The organism is Pseudomonas sp. MWU12-2029 (assembly GCF_023242425.1).
Taxonomy (GTDB): Bacteria; Pseudomonadota; Gammaproteobacteria; order Pseudomonadales; family Pseudomonadaceae; genus Aquipseudomonas; species Aquipseudomonas kribbensis.
The window spans coordinates 648,976-666,346 of the sequence record NZ_JALJDY010000001.1; the positions used below are offsets into that span (position 1 = coordinate 648,976).

Genomic DNA, 17,371 nt, shown 5'->3' on the forward strand with positions numbered 1-17,371 from the left:
TACGAACATGACAAAACCCAGTGACAACTCATTCAACCAGACTTCATGCCGAGCCGTTGAAGAAAAATCAAATGCACATGAACGCGTCCTTATGGAATGGTCGACAAAAACAATAAAATCTCCACCTAAAGAAATCATGAAAGCACAGCTTTGGCTCTTTGCTGGCGCGACGCTAATGAATATTTTTGTAACGGCCATCGCTTGGAACAACCTGCCACAATATATGCTTGGACTTTTCTCGGCGTATGTATTTTCGTACGCACTAACCATCTACTTCATACTTATATTACGCCAAAAAACAGTATTCAATTACTCCATTACAGCGAACCATGGGAAAGTCGAATATTTTCGGAATTATCCAAAATCCTCCGGAACCATTTTCAAAAGCCTCGCTATTTTTATAATATTATTTTTCTCAGGCGTTGCGATTTATACAGGATCCTTAGCCTTTATGATCGGCCCGGCAGCTATGACGCTAGGAGCAGCAAAATTCCTTCTCGGCTGGAAAAACAACATAACCAACTCGCGCAGTTCCCCTTGGGCGGAATACAACTTTGTAACTGTAGATCGGTCTAGACTGATGATAGTCACCCATAGAACCAACCAATCAGTGGGATTCGAAGCACGCTTCCAAGAAACGGCCACATTCGATCGTTACTTGAAGATTTTAAAAACAGTACTACCAAGCAGCGCCATATACACAGAAAAAAGCTGGCAATGGTGATTATTAAAACCTCATGGTTACACTGACTACTTATCTAAATATATAAATGACAGAAAGGTGACAGGTCCACTTTCCAACAAATGGATCTATCACCTTTTTCTCAATTTGCAGCACTACGAACTCGAGCACCCGATGCTCCATGGTTAGTAATCAACAGTGAAGCCTTGAGTTCTCCAAACCCGACAGGTTGAAAGCATGTATTCGAACCTTAAGAAAAACGATGAGTTTGATTTCAAACAAAACCGACCTTTTGCGGGAGAACGCCGGCGCTTCGCTACAGGTGAAGCCATTTTTTTGTCACCGAAACCAATTCCGACAGGGCAAACGCCCATGGATTTGGGAGGAAGCTTCATTGAAGTAAACGATACGTTTCTTGATGTAGGCAGCAGTAATGTGAACAAGGCATTCCAAGCGAGAGTGATGATCGCAAGTGTAATGCTCGTACTCATATCATGTTTATTAATCGTTCCAACGCTTGCAGGTCTCGCTGGAATCAATAATCCCTTTGGTCGCAGTTTCTGGTGGTACTTTAGCGATTTTTTTGAGTTTGGCCTGCGACTATCTATCTGGTGCGCTGGAGGAGTGGCAATCCTCGGTAGCTATGTGGTAATTAGCAGTACCCTCAAAAAATCGAGGGCTCGTCCAATTCGCTTTAATCGCCAACGGCGTGAAGTCTGTTTTTTCCCTGACGGCTCTGATGAACCGATAATCCAACCTTGGGAAGATACTGTCGCCTGGCTTTCAATAAGTACGGGCGTTACGGGAGTAGGTGTAATGAGAAATTATACCTTTGGCATGGCCATCGATAACCCCAAAGCTGATACGGTACACTTTCTGAATCAAGAGGTAATGACACCTACTCATGGGTTAGGAAAATGGGAAGCCATCCGCATCTACATGGAAAAAGGCACTCAATTCTGCCCCGGCAAGGCCCCTTTTGAGGGTAGTCATAGTTTCAATAAAGAACGCGATGACATGCGAGAGGAGTACCGACACAAGGAGCGCTCTGCACCGGGTGTGGCATGGTGGTATTTGACTCATTTGATTACGTGGTGGCGTCTTCCGTACTGGATAGCGGAATGGGATTACCGCTACAGCATGAAAGGATTCCCCGAGTCGGTTGAAAGATGGTCTGAAGAGCTCCCACCCGAACAGTGGGCACAACCGAGCCCAGCATTGAAAGAACAATCAGCAAAAATCGAAAAAGCTTTTGCTCGTGGTCAAGATTTCATGAGTTACTTCAAAATAGATCTAGAGCGCTCATCGACCGAACAGGAAGCACAGCATAATTAAAGAAGCGTAGGAGCCAAGAGAGTAAAAGATGACAGGGTGACAGATGTACTTTGTGGAAAATAAATCTGTCACCTTTTCTTGCAAAACTGACAACATCCTTATCATCCTAAAACGTCTAAGAGCATCGCTACCGCCAGACCAACATTAACATCCTCACCAATGCAAAAAAACGCTTGAAAGAAGCAGTCACTGCAGACGTCCCTCTGACTGAATAGCGCAGCGAAAACCAGTACCAGGATAATAGGCTTCCTGTTCTGGTTTATCCGGCCAGCGTCTAACTACTGAGGCGGCGGACATTGGGCCTTCTGGATAGTAGGAGCCTCGCTTAACCTTATATGTACCTTTGTCCGGTCCTTGAGGATTTTCCACTGGTGACTGTCGGTAGTATTCCTCACCGTACCAATCATTAACCCAGTCAGTCGCGTTACCTGCAAGACTGTAAATACCCAGTGGACTGGGTGGAAATTTAGCAATTGAAAACGTTCTACCGCCTCCGTCCACAGGATAGTTTTTCCCAAAACTCAAACTACCTGTATCAGTAGGAAAAAGAATATGTTGCCCGCGATTACGGGCAGCAAATTCCCACTGCGCCTCGGTAGGCAAATCCACCGAATAACCACTAAGATTGGCAATCCAGTGACAATAATCCTTCGACTCTTGCCAAGTTTTAGTAAATGCAGGCAAATCACGTTGATAGCGAAACTTCAAATCCTCACGCTCGCGCTTCTCAGCATCAAACAGAGGTTTTCCGTTTGCAATAAAGAACAAATCGAAATCACCCAGCGAGACTTGAAACTTTGAAAAATGATAGGAACTCAATTTGACCGGATGAACAAAGTCATCATCGCCATTACTGCTGATATTACAAAGCTGCTCCGGCTCCAGCCCGCAAGGCCAGGTACAAACATCCGTTTCATCGTATTCACAAGCCCAGCCAAAGTCGCCCATATCAAACTGTCCCCCCTCGACAAACACCATGTTGTCAATCGACTGAACGACGGTGGTAAGGACCTTTTCGCGCAGATCGCTGGAGAGGTTCGGATACTTGTTTTTGATGGTTACCGCAATCGACGCGACTTTTTCCGGTGTCAGGCTCTTGCTGACTGGCAATGAGCCGGACTCGGCCCCGCAACCGGCCAGAAAAAACATGGCCGGGAGGGCGAGCACAAACTGACGTAACACGGGCAATATCCTTATAAGGTGCGTCAAAGGCCAAACCTTAACATCCCCTGCCCTGTCTCATAAAAACCTGAATACCTCCGCTTACACCAAAGCCACCCTCACCTGCCTCTCCAACTCAACCTTCAACCCCGGCTCCAGCTTCAGCTGCCGCGCCAGTTCATCCAGATAGCTCTTTTCCATGAAGTTCTCCTCATCCACCATCATCACGCTCGCCACGTACATCTCGGCGGCCATTTCCGGCGTACTCGCCGCGCGGGCGACGTCGGTGGGGTCGAGGGGTTTGTTGAGTTCGGCGTGGAGCCAGTACTTGAGTTCCTGATCGTTGTCGAGTTTGGTGAATTCGCCTTCGATCAGCTGGCGTTCGCGGTCGTCGATGTGGCCGTCGGCCTTGGCGGCGGCGACCAGGGCCTTGAGGATGGCCTGGCTGTGTTGTTCGACTTGCGCCGGTGGCAGGCGATCGAGGGTTTGCGGTTCGCTTTGTGGGGCGGTGCCTTTCTGGGCGTTCCAGTTGCCGTAGGCTTTATAGGCGATCACGCCCAGTGCGGCGAGGCCGCCGTAGAGGGCGACTTTACCGCCAACCTTGCGGGCCTTTTTGCTGCCCAGCAGCAAGCCCATGGCGCCGGCCGCCAGGGCTCCGCCGCCTGCGCCTGACAGTAAACCGCCGAGTGCGCCATTACTGGAAGATCCGCCCAGCAAGCCGCCCAACCCACCGGCAGCCGGTTTGTTCTGCGCCCCGCCCGCCTTGTTCTGCAGCAGTTCCTGACCGGATTTGAGGAGTTGATCGAGCAATCCACGGGTGTTCATGTTCCGTCTCCAAACAGGGTTATCCGGATCAATAAGGCTCTCAGCCTAGTTCGAAAGTGCCCGTCACTTGGGTGCGAGTGTGCTTCCAGATGTTGCCTGGCCCACCGCAGCCATTCGCGAAAATAGATATACACTCGAGGCAATCTGTAAAAACCGCCCACCGGGTAAACCTTCCATGATGACCTTGCGTCAGATCCGCCATTTCATCGCCGTGGCCGAGACCGGCTCGATCTCCGCCGCCGCGCAAACCGCGTTCATTTCCCAATCGACCCTGACCCTGGCCATCCAGCAACTGGAAGAAGAAATCGGCGTCAGCCTGTTCAACCGCCACGCCAAGGGCATGACGCTCACCCATCAGGGCCATCAGTTCCTGCGCCAGGCGCACCTGATTCTGGCCACCGTGGACAACGCCAAGCGCAGCCTGCAACAGAGCACCGATCAGGTCGCCGGGCAGTTGATCGTCGGCGTGACCAGTTTGGTGGCCGGTTATTACCTGGCGGATTTGCTCACCCGTTTCCAGCGCGCATATCCCAATGTCGAGATCCGGGTGATGGAGGACGAGCGGCCGTACATCGAGCATCTGCTGGTGAGCGGCGAGATTGATGTCGGGGTGCTGATCCTCTCCAACCTCGAAGACCGCCACGCCTTGCAGACCGAAGTGCTGACCCACTCGCCGCACCGTTTGTGGCTGCCGGCCCAGCATCCGCTGCTGGAGCACGACAGCATCAACCTCGCCGATGTCGCCCGGGAGCCGCTGATTCAACTGAACGTCGACGAGATGGATCGCAATGCCCAACGTCTTTGGCGTGGCGCCGGATTGCAACCGAAGATCACCCTCAGAACCGCTTCCACCGAGGCCGTGCGAAGTCTGGTGGCGGCGGGTCTGGGCGTTTCGATCCAGCCCGACATGACCTACCGCCCATGGTCGCTGGAAGGCGACATCATCGAAGCCCGACCGATTGCCGACCTCAACCAGACCCTCGACGTCGGCCTGGCCTGGCGTCGCGGCACCGCGCGACCCGCGCTGGTCGATCCGTTCCTGACTGTGGCCCGCGAACAGCCGCACGGCGGACGCAAGCCATCTATTTAATCGAATGCCACCTTCAGTATTTAGAATTTGTCGACCCCGGAGCCGCGCACTAGTCTTGCTGCATCTATAAGACGGTCGGCTCCCGGATCTGCGGGAGCAAAAATGACCACACAAGAAAAGAGATCCCGGAAAATGGCTGGCGCGCAGACCCACATGCACACCGCGTTGCTGATCGACGGCGAACTGGTCGCTGGGCAAGGATTTGTCGAACCGATCCTCAACCCGGCCACCGGCGAAGTCCTGACCCAGATCGCCGAAGCCAGCACCGAGCAAGTCGAAGCCGCCATCCTCGCCGCCCACCGCGCCTTTGCCGAGTGGTCGCGTACCACCCCGCAACAACGCTCTAACTTCCTGCTGGAAATCGCCAACGCCGTCGAAAAGCACGCCGATCACCTCGCCCGCCTCGAAGCCCTGAACTGCGGCAAGCCGCTGCACCTGGCGCGACAAGACGATTTGACCGCGACCGTCGATGTATTCCGCTTTTTCGCCGGTGCCGTGCGCTGCCAGACCGGCCAGCTCAGCGGCGAATACGTGCCGGGCTACACCAGCATGGTGCGCCGCGATCCGATTGGCGTCGTCGCGTCGATTGCGCCGTGGAACTACCCGATCATGATGGCCGCGTGGAAAATCGCCCCGGCCCTTGCCGCCGGCAATACGCTGGTGTTCAAACCGTCCGAGCACACGCCGCTGTCAATCCTGGCGCTGGCTCCGGCACTGGCCGAGATTCTGCCACGCGGGGTGATCAATATTGTCTGCGGTGGCGGCGAAGGCGTCGGCAGTCACCTGGTAGGCCACCCGAAGGTGCGCATGGTGTCGCTGACCGGCGACATCGTCACCGGCCAGAAAATCCTCCAGGCCGCCGCCAAAACCCTCAAACGCACGCACCTCGAACTCGGCGGCAAGGCCCCGGTGATCGTCTGCAACGATGCGGATCTCAAAGCCGTGGTCGAAGGCGTGCGCACTTATGGCTATTACAACGCCGGGCAGGATTGCACCGCCGCGTGCCGGATCTACGCCCAGGCCGGGATTCACGACAAGTTGGTCGCCGAACTCGGCGCGGCGGTCAGCAGCCTGCGCTTCGCCGGCAAGCGTGATGCCGACAATGAAATCGGCCCGCTGATCAGCACCCGCCAGCGCGACCGGGTGGCCAGTTTCGTCGAGCGCGCCCTCGGGCAACCGCACATCGAACGGGTGACCGGTGCGGCGGTGCATTCCGGTGCCGGGTTCTTCTATCAGCCAACCCTGCTGGCCGGTTGCAAACAGAGCGATGAAATCGTCCAGCGCGAAGTGTTCGGCCCGGTGGTGACCGTGACCCGCTTCGACGAACTGGCGCAAGCGGTGGACTGGGCCAACGACTCGGAGTACGGCCTCGCCTCGTCGGTGTGGACCCAGAACCTGGACAAGGCGATGCAGGTCGCCGCGCGCCTGCAATACGGCTGCACCTGGATCAACAGCCATTTCATGCTGGTCAGCGAAATGCCCCACGGCGGCCTGAAACGCTCCGGTTACGGCAAAGACTTATCCAGCGATTCGCTGCAGGACTACAGCGTGGTGCGGCACATCATGGCCCGCCACGGCCAACATCTCTGACTACGCTAATAACAAGCCGCTGACGGCATGCTCCACCGCGTTCACAACTGCCCCGACCATAATTTAAAGAAGAGGGTTCACCATGTTCGTGCACAAGACCGCACTGCTCAGTGCAATCACCATGGCCCTGCTGGCCAGCGCCAGCCTGCAGGCCGCCGAGCCGCTGAAAGCCGTCGGCGCCGGCGAAGGCCAGCTGGATATCGTCGCCTGGCCCGGCTACATCGAACGCGGTGAAAGCGACAAGGCCTACGACTGGGTGACCGGTTTCGAGAAGGAAACCGGCTGCAAGGTCAATGTGAAAACCGCCGCCACCTCCGACGAAATGGTCAGCCTGATGGCCAAGGGCGGTTACGACCTGGTGACCGCGTCGGGCGATGCCTCGCTGCGGTTGATCGTCGGCAAGCGTGTGCAGCCGATCAACACTGCGTTGATCCCGAACTGGAAATCCCTCGACCCACGCCTGAAAGACGCGCCGTGGTACGTGGTCAACAAACAAACCTACGGCACCCCGTACCAGTGGGGCCCGAACGTGTTGATGTACAACACCAACGTGTTCAAGACTGCGCCGACCAGCTGGAACGTGGTGTTCGAGGAACAGAACCTGCCCGACGGCAAGCCGAATAAGGGTCGCGTGCAAGCCTACGACGGCCCGATCTATATCGCCGACGCAGCGCTCTATCTGAAATCCACCAAGCCTGAGTTGGGGATCAAGGATCCGTACCAGCTCACCGAAGATCAGTACAAAGCCGTGCTGGAACTGTTGCGCGCCCAGCAGAAGCTGATCCACCGCTACTGGCACGACACCACCGTGCAGATGAGCGATTTCAAGAACGAAGGCGTGGTCGCATCCAGCGCCTGGCCGTATCAGGTCAACGGCCTGATCAACGACAAACAGCCAATCGCTTCGACCGTGCCAAAAGAAGGCGCCACCGGTTGGGCCGACACCACCATGCTGCACGCCGAAGCCAAGCACCCGAACTGCGCGTACAAGTGGATGGACTGGTCGCTGCAACCGAAAGTCCAGGGTGATGTGGCGGCGTGGTTCGGTTCGTTGCCGGCGGTTCCGGCGGCTTGCCAGGGCAGTGAGTTGCTTGGCGCTGAAGGTTGCAAGACCAACGGGTTTGATCAGTTCGACAAGATCGCCTTCTGGAAAACACCGCAGGCTGAGGGTGGGAAGTTTGTGCCGTATAGCCGGTGGACGCAGGACTACATTGCGATTATGGGTGGCCGCTGATTCCGATTACACCTCGGTAGAGCTCCCTTTCCCCCCGCCCTCTCCCGGAGGGAGAGGGAGCTAAAAGCGAACCGCGTCGCCCTCATCAAACAGGTGAGCCAACACGGGCAAACACCGCCAAACGATCCAGTTTTTTCAGAAGTCCAGGCAGGGCCGCTGCGACGGCCCTCGCCTTTTTGGAGCACCGCACCATGACGCTTGCAGTCCAGTTCACCAACGTTTCCCGGCAGTTCGGCGAGGTGAAGGCCGTTGACCGGGTTTCCATCGACATCCAGGACGGCGAGTTCTTTTCCATGCTCGGCCCCTCCGGTTCGGGCAAGACCACGTGCCTGCGCCTGATCGCCGGGTTCGAACAACCGAGCGCTGGCTCGATCCGCATTCACGGCGCCGAGGCCGCCGGTCTGCCGCCCTATCAACGCGATGTAAACACTGTGTTTCAGGATTACGCGCTGTTCCCGCACATGAACGTGCTGGACAACGTCGCCTACGGCCTGAAGGTGAAAGGCGTAAGCAAAACCGAGCGCCACAAGCGCGCCGAAGAAGCATTGGACATGGTCGCCCTCGGCGGATACGGCGCCCGTAAACCGGTGCAGTTGTCCGGCGGTCAGCGCCAGCGTGTCGCCCTCGCCCGCGCCCTGGTCAATCGTCCACGAGTTTTGCTGCTCGACGAACCGTTGGGCGCCCTCGATCTGAAGCTGCGCGAACAGATGCAGAGCGAACTGAAGAAGCTGCAACGCCAGCTCGGCATCACCTTCATCTTCGTTACCCACGACCAGACCGAAGCGCTGTCGATGTCCGATCGCGTGGCCGTGTTCAACAAAGGCCGCATCGAGCAGGTCGACACCCCGCGCAATTTGTACATGAAACCCACCACTACCTTCGTCGCCGAATTCGTCGGCACTTCGAACGTGATTCGCGGTGATCTGGCGCGTCAGCTCAGCGGCCATCCGCAGCCGTTTTCGATCCGCCCGGAACACGTGCGTTTCGCCGAAGGCCCGTTGGCCAGCCATGAAATCGAAGTCAGTGGTCTGCTCCACGACATCCAGTACCAAGGCAGCGCCACGCGCTATGAACTGACCCTGGAAAACGGCCAGACCCTGAGCATCAGCCACGCCAACAATCAGTGGATCGACAGCAGCGCGCAGCACCAGACCGGTCAGCGCATCAGTGCACGCTGGGCACGGGAAGCGATGATTCCGCTGCACGACACCGTTGCGAGCGGGGTGTGACATGACCGCCCTCGCCCTCCCTCAATCGGCACCGTTGCGCAGGTTTTCCAACCTGCTCTATCGCAAGCCGAATCTGTATCTGTCGATGCTGCTGGTGCCGCCGCTGCTGTGGTTCGGCGCGATCTATCTGGGCTCGCTGCTGGTGCTGTTGTGGCAAGGTTTCTACACCTTCGACGATTTCACCATGGCGGTCACCCCGGACCTGACCCTGGCCAATTTCGCGGCGCTGTTCCAGCCGTCGAATTTCGACATCATCCTGCGAACCCTGAGCATGGCCGTCGTGGTGTCGATCGCCAGCGCCATCGTCGCGTTCCCGATTGCCTACTACATGGCGCGTTACACCACCGGCAAGACCAAGGCGTTTTTCTACATCGCGGTGATGATGCCGATGTGGGCCAGCTACATCGTCAAGGCCTACGCCTGGACCCTGCTGCTGGCCAAGGGCGGCGTCGCGCAGTGGTTCGTTCAGCACCTGGGGCTGGAGCCGGTTCTGCAGTTCATTCTGGGGATTCCCGGGGTCGGCGGCAGCACCTTGTCGACCTCGCATCTGGGGCGATTCATGGTGTTCGTCTACATCTGGCTGCCGTTCATGATCCTGCCGATCCAGGCCTCGCTGGAGCGCTTGCCGCCGTCGTTGCTGCAAGCCTCCGCCGACCTCGGGGCCAAGCCGCGCCAGACCTTCATGCAGGTGATTCTGCCGCTGTCGGTGCCGGGGATTGCCGCCGGTTCCATCTTTACGTTTTCGCTGACCCTGGGCGACTTCATCGTGCCGCAACTGGTGGGTCCGCCGGGTTACTTCGTCGGCAGCATGGTCTACGCGCAGCAAGGCGCGATCGGCAACATGCCGATGGCTGCGGCATTCACGCTGGTGCCCATCGTGCTGATCGCCATCTACCTGTCCATCGTCAAACGACTGGGGGCCTTCGATGCACTCTGAAAAAGCATCTCTCGGTCTGCGCATCGCAGCCTGGGGCGGGCTGGTATTTCTGCACTTCCCGATCCTGATCATCTTCCTCTACGCCTTCAACACCGAAGACGCGGCGTTCAGCTTTCCACCGAAAGGCTTCACGCTGCACTGGTTCAGCGTGGCGTTTTCCCGGCCGGACGTGCTGGAAGCGATCAAGCTGTCGTTGCAGATCGCGGCCATTGCCACGCTGATCGCGATGGTGCTCGGTACGCTGGCTTCAGCGGCGCTGTACCGCCGGGACTTCTTCGGCAAACAGGGCATTTCGCTGATGCTGATCCTGCCGATTGCACTGCCGGGGATCATCACCGGGATCGCGCTGCTGGCGACCTTCAAGACGCTGGGAATCGAGCCGGGGATGTTCACCATCATCGTCGGCCACGCGACCTTCTGCGTGGTGATCGTCTACAACAACGTCATCGCCCGTTTGCGCCGCACCTCGCACAGTCTGATCGAGGCGTCGATGGATCTCGGCGCCGACGGTTGGCAGACCTTTCGCTACATCATTCTGCCGAACCTCGGCTCGGCCCTGCTCGCCGGCGGCATGCTCGCGTTTGCGCTGTCGTTCGATGAAATCATCGTCACCACTTTCACCGCCGGCCACGAACGCACCTTGCCGCTGTGGTTGCTCAACCAGTTGAGCCGCCCACGGGACGTGCCGGTGACCAACGTCGTGGCGATGCTCGTGATGCTGGTGACCATGCTGCCGATCCTCGGCGCCTACTACCTGACCCGGGGTGGCGAGAGCGTGGCCGGCAGCGGCGGCAAATGAATTCCCTGACCTTTCCCACCCTGAATTTGCAGTAGAAAGAGGACAACAACATGCAAACCAAACTCTTGATCAACGGCCATCTGGTCAACGGCGAAGGCCCGGCGCAACCGGTGCTCAACCCGGCGCGCGGCGAAGTGCTGGTGGAAATCAACGAAGCCACCGAAGCCCAAGTCGATGCCGCGGTGCGCGCCGCCGACAGTGCCTTCGCCGAATGGTCGCAGACTACGCCGAAAGACCGTTCGCTGCTGCTGCTCAAACTCGCCGACGCCATCGAAGCCCACGGTGAAGAGCTGGCAAAACTGGAATCGGACAACTGCGGCAAACCCTACAGCGCCGCGCTGAACGACGAGATTCCGGCGATTGCCGACGTGTTCCGTTTCTTCGCCGGCGCCAGCCGTTGCATGAGCGGTTCGGCCGGTGGTGAATACCTGCCCGGCCACACCTCGATGATCCGCCGCGACCCGGTGGGCGTGATCGCCTCCATCGCACCCTGGAACTACCCGCTGATGATGGTCGCCTGGAAAATCGCCCCGGCCCTCGCCGCCGGTAATACCGTGGTGCTCAAACCGTCGGAACAAACCCCGCTGACCGCGTTGCGTCTGGCCGAACTGGCGTCGGATATTTTCCCGGCCGGCGTACTCAATCTGGTGTTCGGTCGTGGGCCGAGCGTGGGCAGTCCGCTGGTGACCCATCCGAAAGTGCGAATGGTGTCGCTGACAGGCTCCATTGCCACCGGTTCAAACATCATTTCCAGCACTGCCGACAGCGTCAAACGCATGCACATGGAACTGGGCGGCAAGGCCCCAGTGATCATCTTCGACGACGCTGATATCGACGCGGCGGTCGAAGGCATTCGCACCTTCGGCTTCTACAACGTCGGCCAGGACTGCACTGCCGCGTGCCGGATTTACGCGCAGCAAGGCATCTACGACAAGTTTGTCGAGAAACTCGGCGCAGCGGTGAGCAGCATCAAGTACGGCTTGCAGGATGATCCGTCGACCGAGCTCGGGCCGCTGATCACCGCCCAGCATCGCGACCGCGTGGCCGGGTTTGTCGAACGCGCCGTGGCGCAATCGCACATCCGCTTGATCACCGGCGGCAAGGCTGTCGAAGGCAACGGTTTCTTCTTCGAGCCGACCGTTCTTGCCGATGCCCAGCAGGACGACGAAATCGTCCGTCGCGAAGTGTTCGGGCCGGTGGTGTCGGTGACCAAGTTCACTGATGAAGCCCAGGCGCTGGAGTGGGCCAACGATTCGGACTACGGTCTGGCGTCCTCGGTATGGACGGCGGATGTAGGACGCGCCCATCGCCTGTCCGCACGGTTGCAGTACGGCTGCACCTGGGTGAATACGCACTTCATGCTTGTCAGCGAAATGCCTCATGGCGGTCAGAAACTGTCCGGCTACGGCAAGGACATGTCCATGTACGGACTGGAGGACTACACCACGGTTCGGCATGTGATGTTCAAACACTAAAGGCATTTCCCGGCTTCAAGGCAGAAACCGGTCATCCGCATCACCAGGCATTCAAAACAATAACTACCGATCCGGGCGGCGCTCACCAAGCCCCGCCACGGCTTCGGCCATCCGAAATCTGCCGATTTCACGGAGCAAACACACATGAGTGCATCACCCGATCTCTCAGCCGCCGTTGCCGACAGCGATGCCGAACAACTGCGCCAACTGGGCTACACCTCCAATTTCAACCGCAGCATGAGCCTGTGGGAAAACTTCGCGCTGGGCTTCACTTATCTTTCACCGGTCGTAGGGGTTTATACCCTGTTCGGCCTGTGCCTGGCCGCCGGCGGGCCACCGATGTTCTGGGCCTATTTGCTGGTGGGCTGCGGGCAACTGCTGGTGTGCCTGATCTTCGGTGAAGTGGTTTCGCAGTTCCCGATTTCCGGCGGCGTCTATCCTTGGGCGCGGCGCCTGGTGGGCAAGAAATGGGCGTGGATGGTCGGCTGGATCTACTCCATCGCCCTGTGCGTGACCATCGCCGCCGTGGCGGTCGGCGCCGGCCCGTACCTCGCGGCCATGCTGGGTTTTGAGCCGAGCAACAACACCAACATCGTCATCGCCCTGGTGCTGACGCTGTTCGCGACTTTGGTGAACCTCAGCGGCACCAAAGTGCTGGCGCGGATCGCCATGTTCGGCTTCCTCTGCGAACTGGTGGGCGCAGTGATCGTCGGCGTGTACCTGCTGATTTTCGAGCGTCATCAGCCGATCAGCGTGCTGTTCAACACGTTCGACATCAGCGTCGACGGCTCCTACCTGCCGGCATTCCTCACCGCGTGGCTGGCGGGGATGTTCCTCTACTACGGCTTCGAAGCCTGCGGCGATGTGGCCGAAGAAACCCCGAACCCGAGCAAGAAAATTCCGGTGGCCATGCGCATGACCATCTACATCGGTGGCATCGCGGCGATGTTCGCTTGCCTGGCGCTGATCCTCGCCGTGCCGGACATGCAAGCGGTGATCAACGGCACCGACAAGGACCCGGTCACCACCATCCTCAACAACGCCTTCGGCCCGGTCGGTTCGAAAGTGGTGATGGGCGTGGTGATGATTTCATTCATCTCCTGCGTCATCAGCCTGCAGGCGGCGGCGAGTCGTCTGCTGTACTCCTACGCCCGCGATGAAATGGTCATCGGTAGCCGACTGCTGAAAAAGATTTCTCCTACGACCCAGGTGCCGGTTGCTGCGCTGTTCGTGTCCGGCGTCCTGCCCGGCCTGATCATCGCCCTCGGCTTCTTCCTGCAAGACGCCGTGGCCACCATCGTCAGCTTCGCCGCCATCGGCATCTACCTCGCGTTCCAGATGATCGTCCTCGCGGCCCTGTACGCCCGCAGCAAAGGCTGGAAACCGAGCGGCAAATTCACCCTCGGCGCCTGGGGCTGGCCGGTGAACATCGGCGCGCTGGTCTACGGCGTCGGCGCAATCATCAACATGGCCTGGCCACGCACGCCCGATGCCGCGTGGTACATCAACTACGCGATGGTGCTGAGCACGGTGATCGTGATTGGGTTAGGGTTGGTTTACATGTGGATTGGCAAGCCGTATGACCATGGGAAGGCACCGGCTGGGGATGCTTGGAAGGTGAGTCGCTAAAAGATTTTGGCCCCGGCACCTATAGAGTGCCGGGGTTCAAGAAAGCCGGCGCAAAACATCAAAACAAAAGTTCGGACTGATCGTATTTCAGCGAGGAAATACGATCGAACAATTTGATTTTTTCGTTGGCTTTTTGCTTGGCGTGGTCAGACATGAATGCAATCAACTCTTCGAGCTGATTGACGTCTCCCACCACTTTGAATTCCTTCTCCTTGTTGACGAAGACAAGGGACTTCTTCTTTCTCGACAGCAGTTCTATGACGTTGCTGAGCGTACCGGTGCTCTTCGCATCCCATATCATCAAGCCGTAGTCAGCGGCTTCGGCCATCACCAAGTCTTTCTCAGTGAAGAAGGCCCTTGATCCTTTGGAGTGCTTGGAGTCCACCGTTCTGGCGGGCCACTGTCCGAGGTTGTTCCGCGGCGCTGGACCGCTACAGAACACAGTGGTTCTGGATCGTTCGAGACTCAGCAGATATTCCTGAATGGAGGTATCGGCGCCGCCCGCATCACCAACGACCAGCTCGAATTCAGACGCAACGATATTATTGATACGCTCCTTAACCTTCGGATCAAGGTTCTTGATGTTGATAGAGCCTGCAATAAATACGGTAGTCATTGAGTTCACTTCCAGGTAAGCGCCGCTACGTAGATCTTCCCCACCTTCGGAAGAATCCTTTGAGCTGCCGCCCACCCCGGAGGATGCCGGAGATTCATAAAGGAAAAATCACGTTTCAGGTGCAGTCTGGCTGGCCGCCATACAAAAACAGGAATTTCCTACAGATGCGGGCTTCAAAAGAAAGCCACATTTCCTACGCTACGCGTCCACAGCGTAGACTTGGCGCCGCTAGCGCCTGACCGATAGGCTTTGTCCCGTCGCAGCCCAATCAGTTGCCGGGGCCGAAACCGGAAATCTGTCAACACAATGCTGTGCCCTTTATTGAACTATGGTTTTTTCGCAACTTCAGTTTTGCGTTATGGCAGACCGCGTGGCGCGGGCCTTCCGGGTTTTCCGTGTTTGACCAGAAGTATCCCGACTTCGAACGCCACTCGGTTCGCCACCCAACTTGTCGAAGGGTTGATGCAACCGCAGCGTCCCCGGTAAGACTCAAGAATGAAAAAGGGGCGGACTTCACAGTCCGCCCCTTTGGTTTTTCACTTCAAAACCGCGAAACACTCCTCATCGCATCCACCAGATACCGCATCGCAATCCGGTCGCTTTCCGACAACTCGCGGTAACGCTCCACCAGTTTCAGTTCATCAGGACTGAGCCGGCGTCTTCGCCGGACGTTGGTGAGGCAGGGAAAGATGCCCAACATTTCGGTGATGCCTTGTCCTTTTGCCATGGACGTTGTCCTTTTCCAGTACGTCAGAATTTTTCCAAAACCGCATCGCCCTGCTCCCTTAAGCAGCGATTTGAGCCCTGCCGGTCGGGTGAGTCGTGACCGGCCATGCTCATAGAATAGAAATTAAATCGGCGCTGAAAAGCTGTTTTTAGAGTAATTAGTCGAAAAAAGCAGATATGCCCTGTAAATCAGAAAAGGCTGTGGGATAAGTAACCGTAACGTCTTGTTTCATTGAGACGCTGTCGCCGTGTAATCAATGAATTTTGCAAAATCAGCGAACGGATTAAGCTAGCGCGCATCTGTTACTAGTCCGTAGCGTTTGGCCGAAGGCTTGTCCGAACCGTAATTTCTGATCCAGTACGTGCCAGGAACGGCGCGGGATTGTCCACGACAGGTTGTATCTATGCACCGCAGGAATTTGCTCAAAGCGTCCATGGCCATTGCGGCTTATACCGGTCTTTCGGCCACCGGCCTGCTGGCCTCCCGCGCCTGGGCCGCCTCTGGCGGTGCCGCCGACGGTGAAGCCCAGGCCTTCGACTTTGAAACGCTGAAGCGCCAGGCCAAGCAGCTGGCCGGCAGCGCGTATCAGGACACCAAACAGGTGCTGCCGCCGACCCTGGCGACCATGACCCCGCAGAACTTCAACGCGATCCGCTACGACGGCGAGCATTCGCTGTGGAAGGAGAACAAGGGTCAGTTGGATGTGCAGTTCTTCCACGTCGGCATGGGTTTCCGCCAGCCGGTGCGCATGTACAGCGTCGATCCGAAGACCCGCACAGCCCGCGAGGTGCATTTCCGCCCTCAACTGTTCAACTATGAAAACACCTCGGTCGACACCCAGCAGCTAAAGGGCGACCTGGGTTTTGCCGGCTTCAAGCTGTTCAAGGCACCGGAGCTGGATCGCCATGACGTGGTGTCGTTCCTCGGCGCCAGCTACTTCCGCGCGGTGGATGCCACTGGCCAATATGGCCTCTCCGCCCGTGGCCTGGCCGTCGACACCTACGCCAAGAAACGCGAAGAATTTCCCGACTTCACCAAGTTCTGGTTCGAAACCCCGGATCAGAACGCGACTCGCTTTGTGGTCTACGCCCTGCTCGACTCGCCGAGCGCGACCGGCGCCTATCGCTTCGACATCGACTGCCAGGCGGAGCGCGTGATGATGGAAGTCGACGCACACATCAATGCCCGCACCGCCATCGAGCAACTGGGCATCGCGCCGATGACCAGCATGTTCAGCTGCGGCACTCATGAGCGCCGGATGTGCGACACCATCCATCCGCAAATCCACGACTCGGATCGTCTGGCCATGTGGCGTGGCAACGGCGAGTGGATCTGCCGTCCGTTGAACAACCCGGCGACCCTGCAATTCAACGCCTTCGCCGACACCGATCCGAAAGGTTTCGGTCTGGTGCAGACCGACCACGAATTCGCCAACTATCAGGACACCGTCGACTGGTACAGCAAGCGCCCGAGCCTGTGGGTAGAGCCTACAACCGCGTGGGGCGAAGGCTCTATCGATCTGCTGGAAATTCCTACAACCGGCGAAACTCTCGACAACATCGTCGCGTTCTGGACGCCGAAAAAACCGGTGGCTGCCGGCGATTCGCTGAACTACGGCTACAAGCTCTACTGGAGCGCCCTGCCGCCGGTCGGCACGCCGCTGGCGCGGGTGCATGCGACCCGTTCGGGCATGGGTGGATTCGTCGAAGGCTGGGCACCGGGCGAGCATTACCCGCCGGTCTGGGCCCGCCGTTTTGCCGTGGACTTCACCGGTGGCGGTCTGGATCGCCTGCCGCAGGGCACCGGGATCGAACCGGTGGTGACTTGCTCCAACGGCAAGGTGCAGGACTTCAGCGTGCTGGTGCTGGATGACATCAAGGGTTACCGGATCCTGTTCGACTGGTACCCGACCAATGACAGCGTGGATCCGGTGGAACTGCGCCTGTTCATCCGCACCAACGACCGCACGCTGAGCGAGACCTGGCTGTACCAGTACTTCCCGCCGGCGCCGGACAAGCGCAAGTATCCTTGATGCGTTGAGC

At 57.8% G+C, this 17,371-nt stretch carries 15 protein-coding genes; 11 read left to right on the forward strand and 4 right to left on the reverse strand.

Annotated features, from left to right (window positions below; genetic code table 11):
• Positions 1 to 7: 7 nt before the first annotated feature.
• Together M5B44_RS03160 and M5B44_RS03165 are read left to right on the forward strand one after the other, a co-directional pair.
• Positions 8 to 724, forward strand: a complete 717-nt coding sequence (locus M5B44_RS03160; RefSeq protein WP_248738203.1) for a permease — start codon at positions 8 to 10, stop codon at positions 722 to 724.
• 195 nt (positions 725 to 919) lie between these two features.
• Positions 920 to 2,017, forward strand: coding sequence for a DUF6708 domain-containing protein (locus M5B44_RS03165; protein ID WP_309295633.1), 1,098 nt, complete (start codon positions 920 to 922; stop codon positions 2,015 to 2,017).
• Positions 2,018 to 2,203: 186 nt separating this feature from the next.
• Here M5B44_RS03165 and M5B44_RS03170 read toward each other — a convergent pair whose 3' ends face one another.
• Positions 2,204 to 3,199: a formylglycine-generating enzyme family protein gene (locus tag M5B44_RS03170; RefSeq protein ID WP_248738204.1), complete on the reverse strand. Its 996-nt coding sequence runs from the start codon at positions 3,197 to 3,199 to the stop codon at positions 2,204 to 2,206.
• Between the two features lie 81 nt (positions 3,200 to 3,280).
• Positions 3,281 to 4,003, reverse strand: a complete 723-nt coding sequence (locus M5B44_RS03175) for a tellurite resistance TerB family protein (protein ID WP_248738205.1) — start codon at positions 4,001 to 4,003, stop codon at positions 3,281 to 3,283.
• A 175-nt stretch (positions 4,004 to 4,178) separates the two neighbouring features.
• Here M5B44_RS03175 and M5B44_RS03180 point away from each other — a divergent pair, with 175 nt between their 5' ends.
• The 8 genes from M5B44_RS03180 to M5B44_RS03215 all read left to right on the forward strand — a co-directional run bounded on the left by M5B44_RS03180 (position 4,179) and on the right by M5B44_RS03215 (position 13,986).
• Positions 4,179 to 5,093 carry a LysR family transcriptional regulator gene (locus M5B44_RS03180; RefSeq protein ID WP_007954670.1) on the forward strand — a complete coding sequence of 305 codons (915 nt, stop codon included), beginning with the start codon at positions 4,179 to 4,181 and terminating at the stop codon, positions 5,091 to 5,093.
• Positions 5,094 to 5,195: 102 nt separating this feature from the next.
• A complete protein-coding gene (locus M5B44_RS03185; RefSeq protein ID WP_207866804.1) occupies positions 5,196 to 6,683 on the forward strand; it encodes a gamma-aminobutyraldehyde dehydrogenase in 1,488 nt (495 codons plus the stop codon).
• A gap of 82 nt (positions 6,684 to 6,765) precedes the next feature.
• Positions 6,766 to 7,917 carry a putative ABC transporter substrate-binding protein YdcS gene (ydcS, locus tag M5B44_RS03190; protein ID WP_085702557.1) on the forward strand — a complete coding sequence of 384 codons (1,152 nt, stop codon included), beginning with the start codon at positions 6,766 to 6,768 and terminating at the stop codon, positions 7,915 to 7,917.
• 191 nt (positions 7,918 to 8,108) lie between these two features.
• On the forward strand, positions 8,109 to 9,146 hold the full coding sequence (locus M5B44_RS03195; protein ID WP_248738206.1) for an ABC transporter ATP-binding protein: 1,038 nt from the start codon (positions 8,109 to 8,111) through the stop codon (positions 9,144 to 9,146).
• 1 nt (position 9,147) lies between these two features.
• Positions 9,148 to 10,083 carry an ABC transporter permease gene (locus tag M5B44_RS03200; protein WP_007954664.1) on the forward strand — a complete coding sequence of 312 codons (936 nt, stop codon included), beginning with the start codon at positions 9,148 to 9,150 and terminating at the stop codon, positions 10,081 to 10,083.
• Positions 10,073 to 10,882, forward strand: a complete 810-nt coding sequence (locus M5B44_RS03205; RefSeq protein WP_085697286.1) for an ABC transporter permease — start codon at positions 10,073 to 10,075, stop codon at positions 10,880 to 10,882. Before M5B44_RS03200 ends, M5B44_RS03205 begins: the two co-directional genes overlap by 11 nt.
• Positions 10,883 to 10,932: 50 nt before the next feature.
• Positions 10,933 to 12,357 (forward strand): gamma-aminobutyraldehyde dehydrogenase, encoded by a 1,425-nt coding sequence (locus M5B44_RS03210; protein ID WP_248738207.1) that lies wholly within the window; start codon positions 10,933 to 10,935, stop codon positions 12,355 to 12,357.
• Positions 12,358 to 12,501: 144 nt separating this feature from the next.
• Positions 12,502 to 13,986 carry an APC family permease gene (locus M5B44_RS03215; protein WP_248738208.1) on the forward strand — a complete coding sequence of 495 codons (1,485 nt, stop codon included), beginning with the start codon at positions 12,502 to 12,504 and terminating at the stop codon, positions 13,984 to 13,986.
• 58 nt (positions 13,987 to 14,044) lie between these two features.
• On the opposite strand, the gene M5B44_RS03220 is transcribed toward M5B44_RS03215, so the two are convergent.
• The gene (locus M5B44_RS03220; protein ID WP_248738209.1) at positions 14,045 to 14,602 is read right to left on the reverse strand and encodes a hypothetical protein; all 558 of its coding nucleotides are present in this window, start codon (positions 14,600 to 14,602) and stop codon (positions 14,045 to 14,047) included.
• A gap of 541 nt (positions 14,603 to 15,143) precedes the next feature.
• On the reverse strand, positions 15,144 to 15,329 hold the full coding sequence (locus tag M5B44_RS03225; RefSeq protein ID WP_039769577.1) for a hypothetical protein: 186 nt from the start codon (positions 15,327 to 15,329) through the stop codon (positions 15,144 to 15,146).
• Between the two features lie 403 nt (positions 15,330 to 15,732).
• Here M5B44_RS03225 and M5B44_RS03230 point away from each other — a divergent pair, with 403 nt between their 5' ends.
• Positions 15,733 to 17,361 carry a glucan biosynthesis protein D gene (locus tag M5B44_RS03230; protein ID WP_248738210.1) on the forward strand — a complete coding sequence of 543 codons (1,629 nt, stop codon included), beginning with the start codon at positions 15,733 to 15,735 and terminating at the stop codon, positions 17,359 to 17,361.
• The last annotated feature ends 10 nt before the right edge of the window (positions 17,362 to 17,371 follow it).

Excerpts from the sequence above, each read along its gene's own strand:
- M5B44_RS03160 (WP_248738203.1), top strand. The coding sequence starts at position 8 with ATGACAAAACCCAGTGACAACTCATTCAACCAGACTTCATGCCGAGCC.
- M5B44_RS03165 (WP_309295633.1), top strand. The coding sequence starts at position 920 with ATGTATTCGAACCTTAAGAAAAACGATGAGTTTGATTTCAAACAAAAC.
- M5B44_RS03175 (WP_248738205.1), bottom strand. The coding sequence starts at position 4,003 with ATGAACACCCGTGGATTGCTCGATCAACTCCTCAAATCCGGTCAGGAA.
- M5B44_RS03180 (WP_007954670.1), top strand. The coding sequence starts at position 4,179 with ATGATGACCTTGCGTCAGATCCGCCATTTCATCGCCGTGGCCGAGACC.
- M5B44_RS03185 (WP_207866804.1), top strand. The coding sequence starts at position 5,196 with ATGACCACACAAGAAAAGAGATCCCGGAAAATGGCTGGCGCGCAGACC.
- ydcS (WP_085702557.1), top strand. The coding sequence starts at position 6,766 with ATGTTCGTGCACAAGACCGCACTGCTCAGTGCAATCACCATGGCCCTG.
- M5B44_RS03195 (WP_248738206.1), top strand. The coding sequence starts at position 8,109 with ATGACGCTTGCAGTCCAGTTCACCAACGTTTCCCGGCAGTTCGGCGAG.
- M5B44_RS03200 (WP_007954664.1), top strand. The coding sequence starts at position 9,148 with ATGACCGCCCTCGCCCTCCCTCAATCGGCACCGTTGCGCAGGTTTTCC.
- M5B44_RS03205 (WP_085697286.1), top strand. The coding sequence starts at position 10,073 with ATGCACTCTGAAAAAGCATCTCTCGGTCTGCGCATCGCAGCCTGGGGC.
- M5B44_RS03210 (WP_248738207.1), top strand. The coding sequence starts at position 10,933 with ATGCAAACCAAACTCTTGATCAACGGCCATCTGGTCAACGGCGAAGGC.
- M5B44_RS03215 (WP_248738208.1), top strand. The coding sequence starts at position 12,502 with ATGAGTGCATCACCCGATCTCTCAGCCGCCGTTGCCGACAGCGATGCC.
- M5B44_RS03220 (WP_248738209.1), bottom strand. The coding sequence starts at position 14,602 with ATGACTACCGTATTTATTGCAGGCTCTATCAACATCAAGAACCTTGAT.
- M5B44_RS03225 (WP_039769577.1), bottom strand. The coding sequence starts at position 15,329 with ATGGCAAAAGGACAAGGCATCACCGAAATGTTGGGCATCTTTCCCTGC.
- M5B44_RS03230 (WP_248738210.1), top strand. The coding sequence starts at position 15,733 with ATGCACCGCAGGAATTTGCTCAAAGCGTCCATGGCCATTGCGGCTTAT.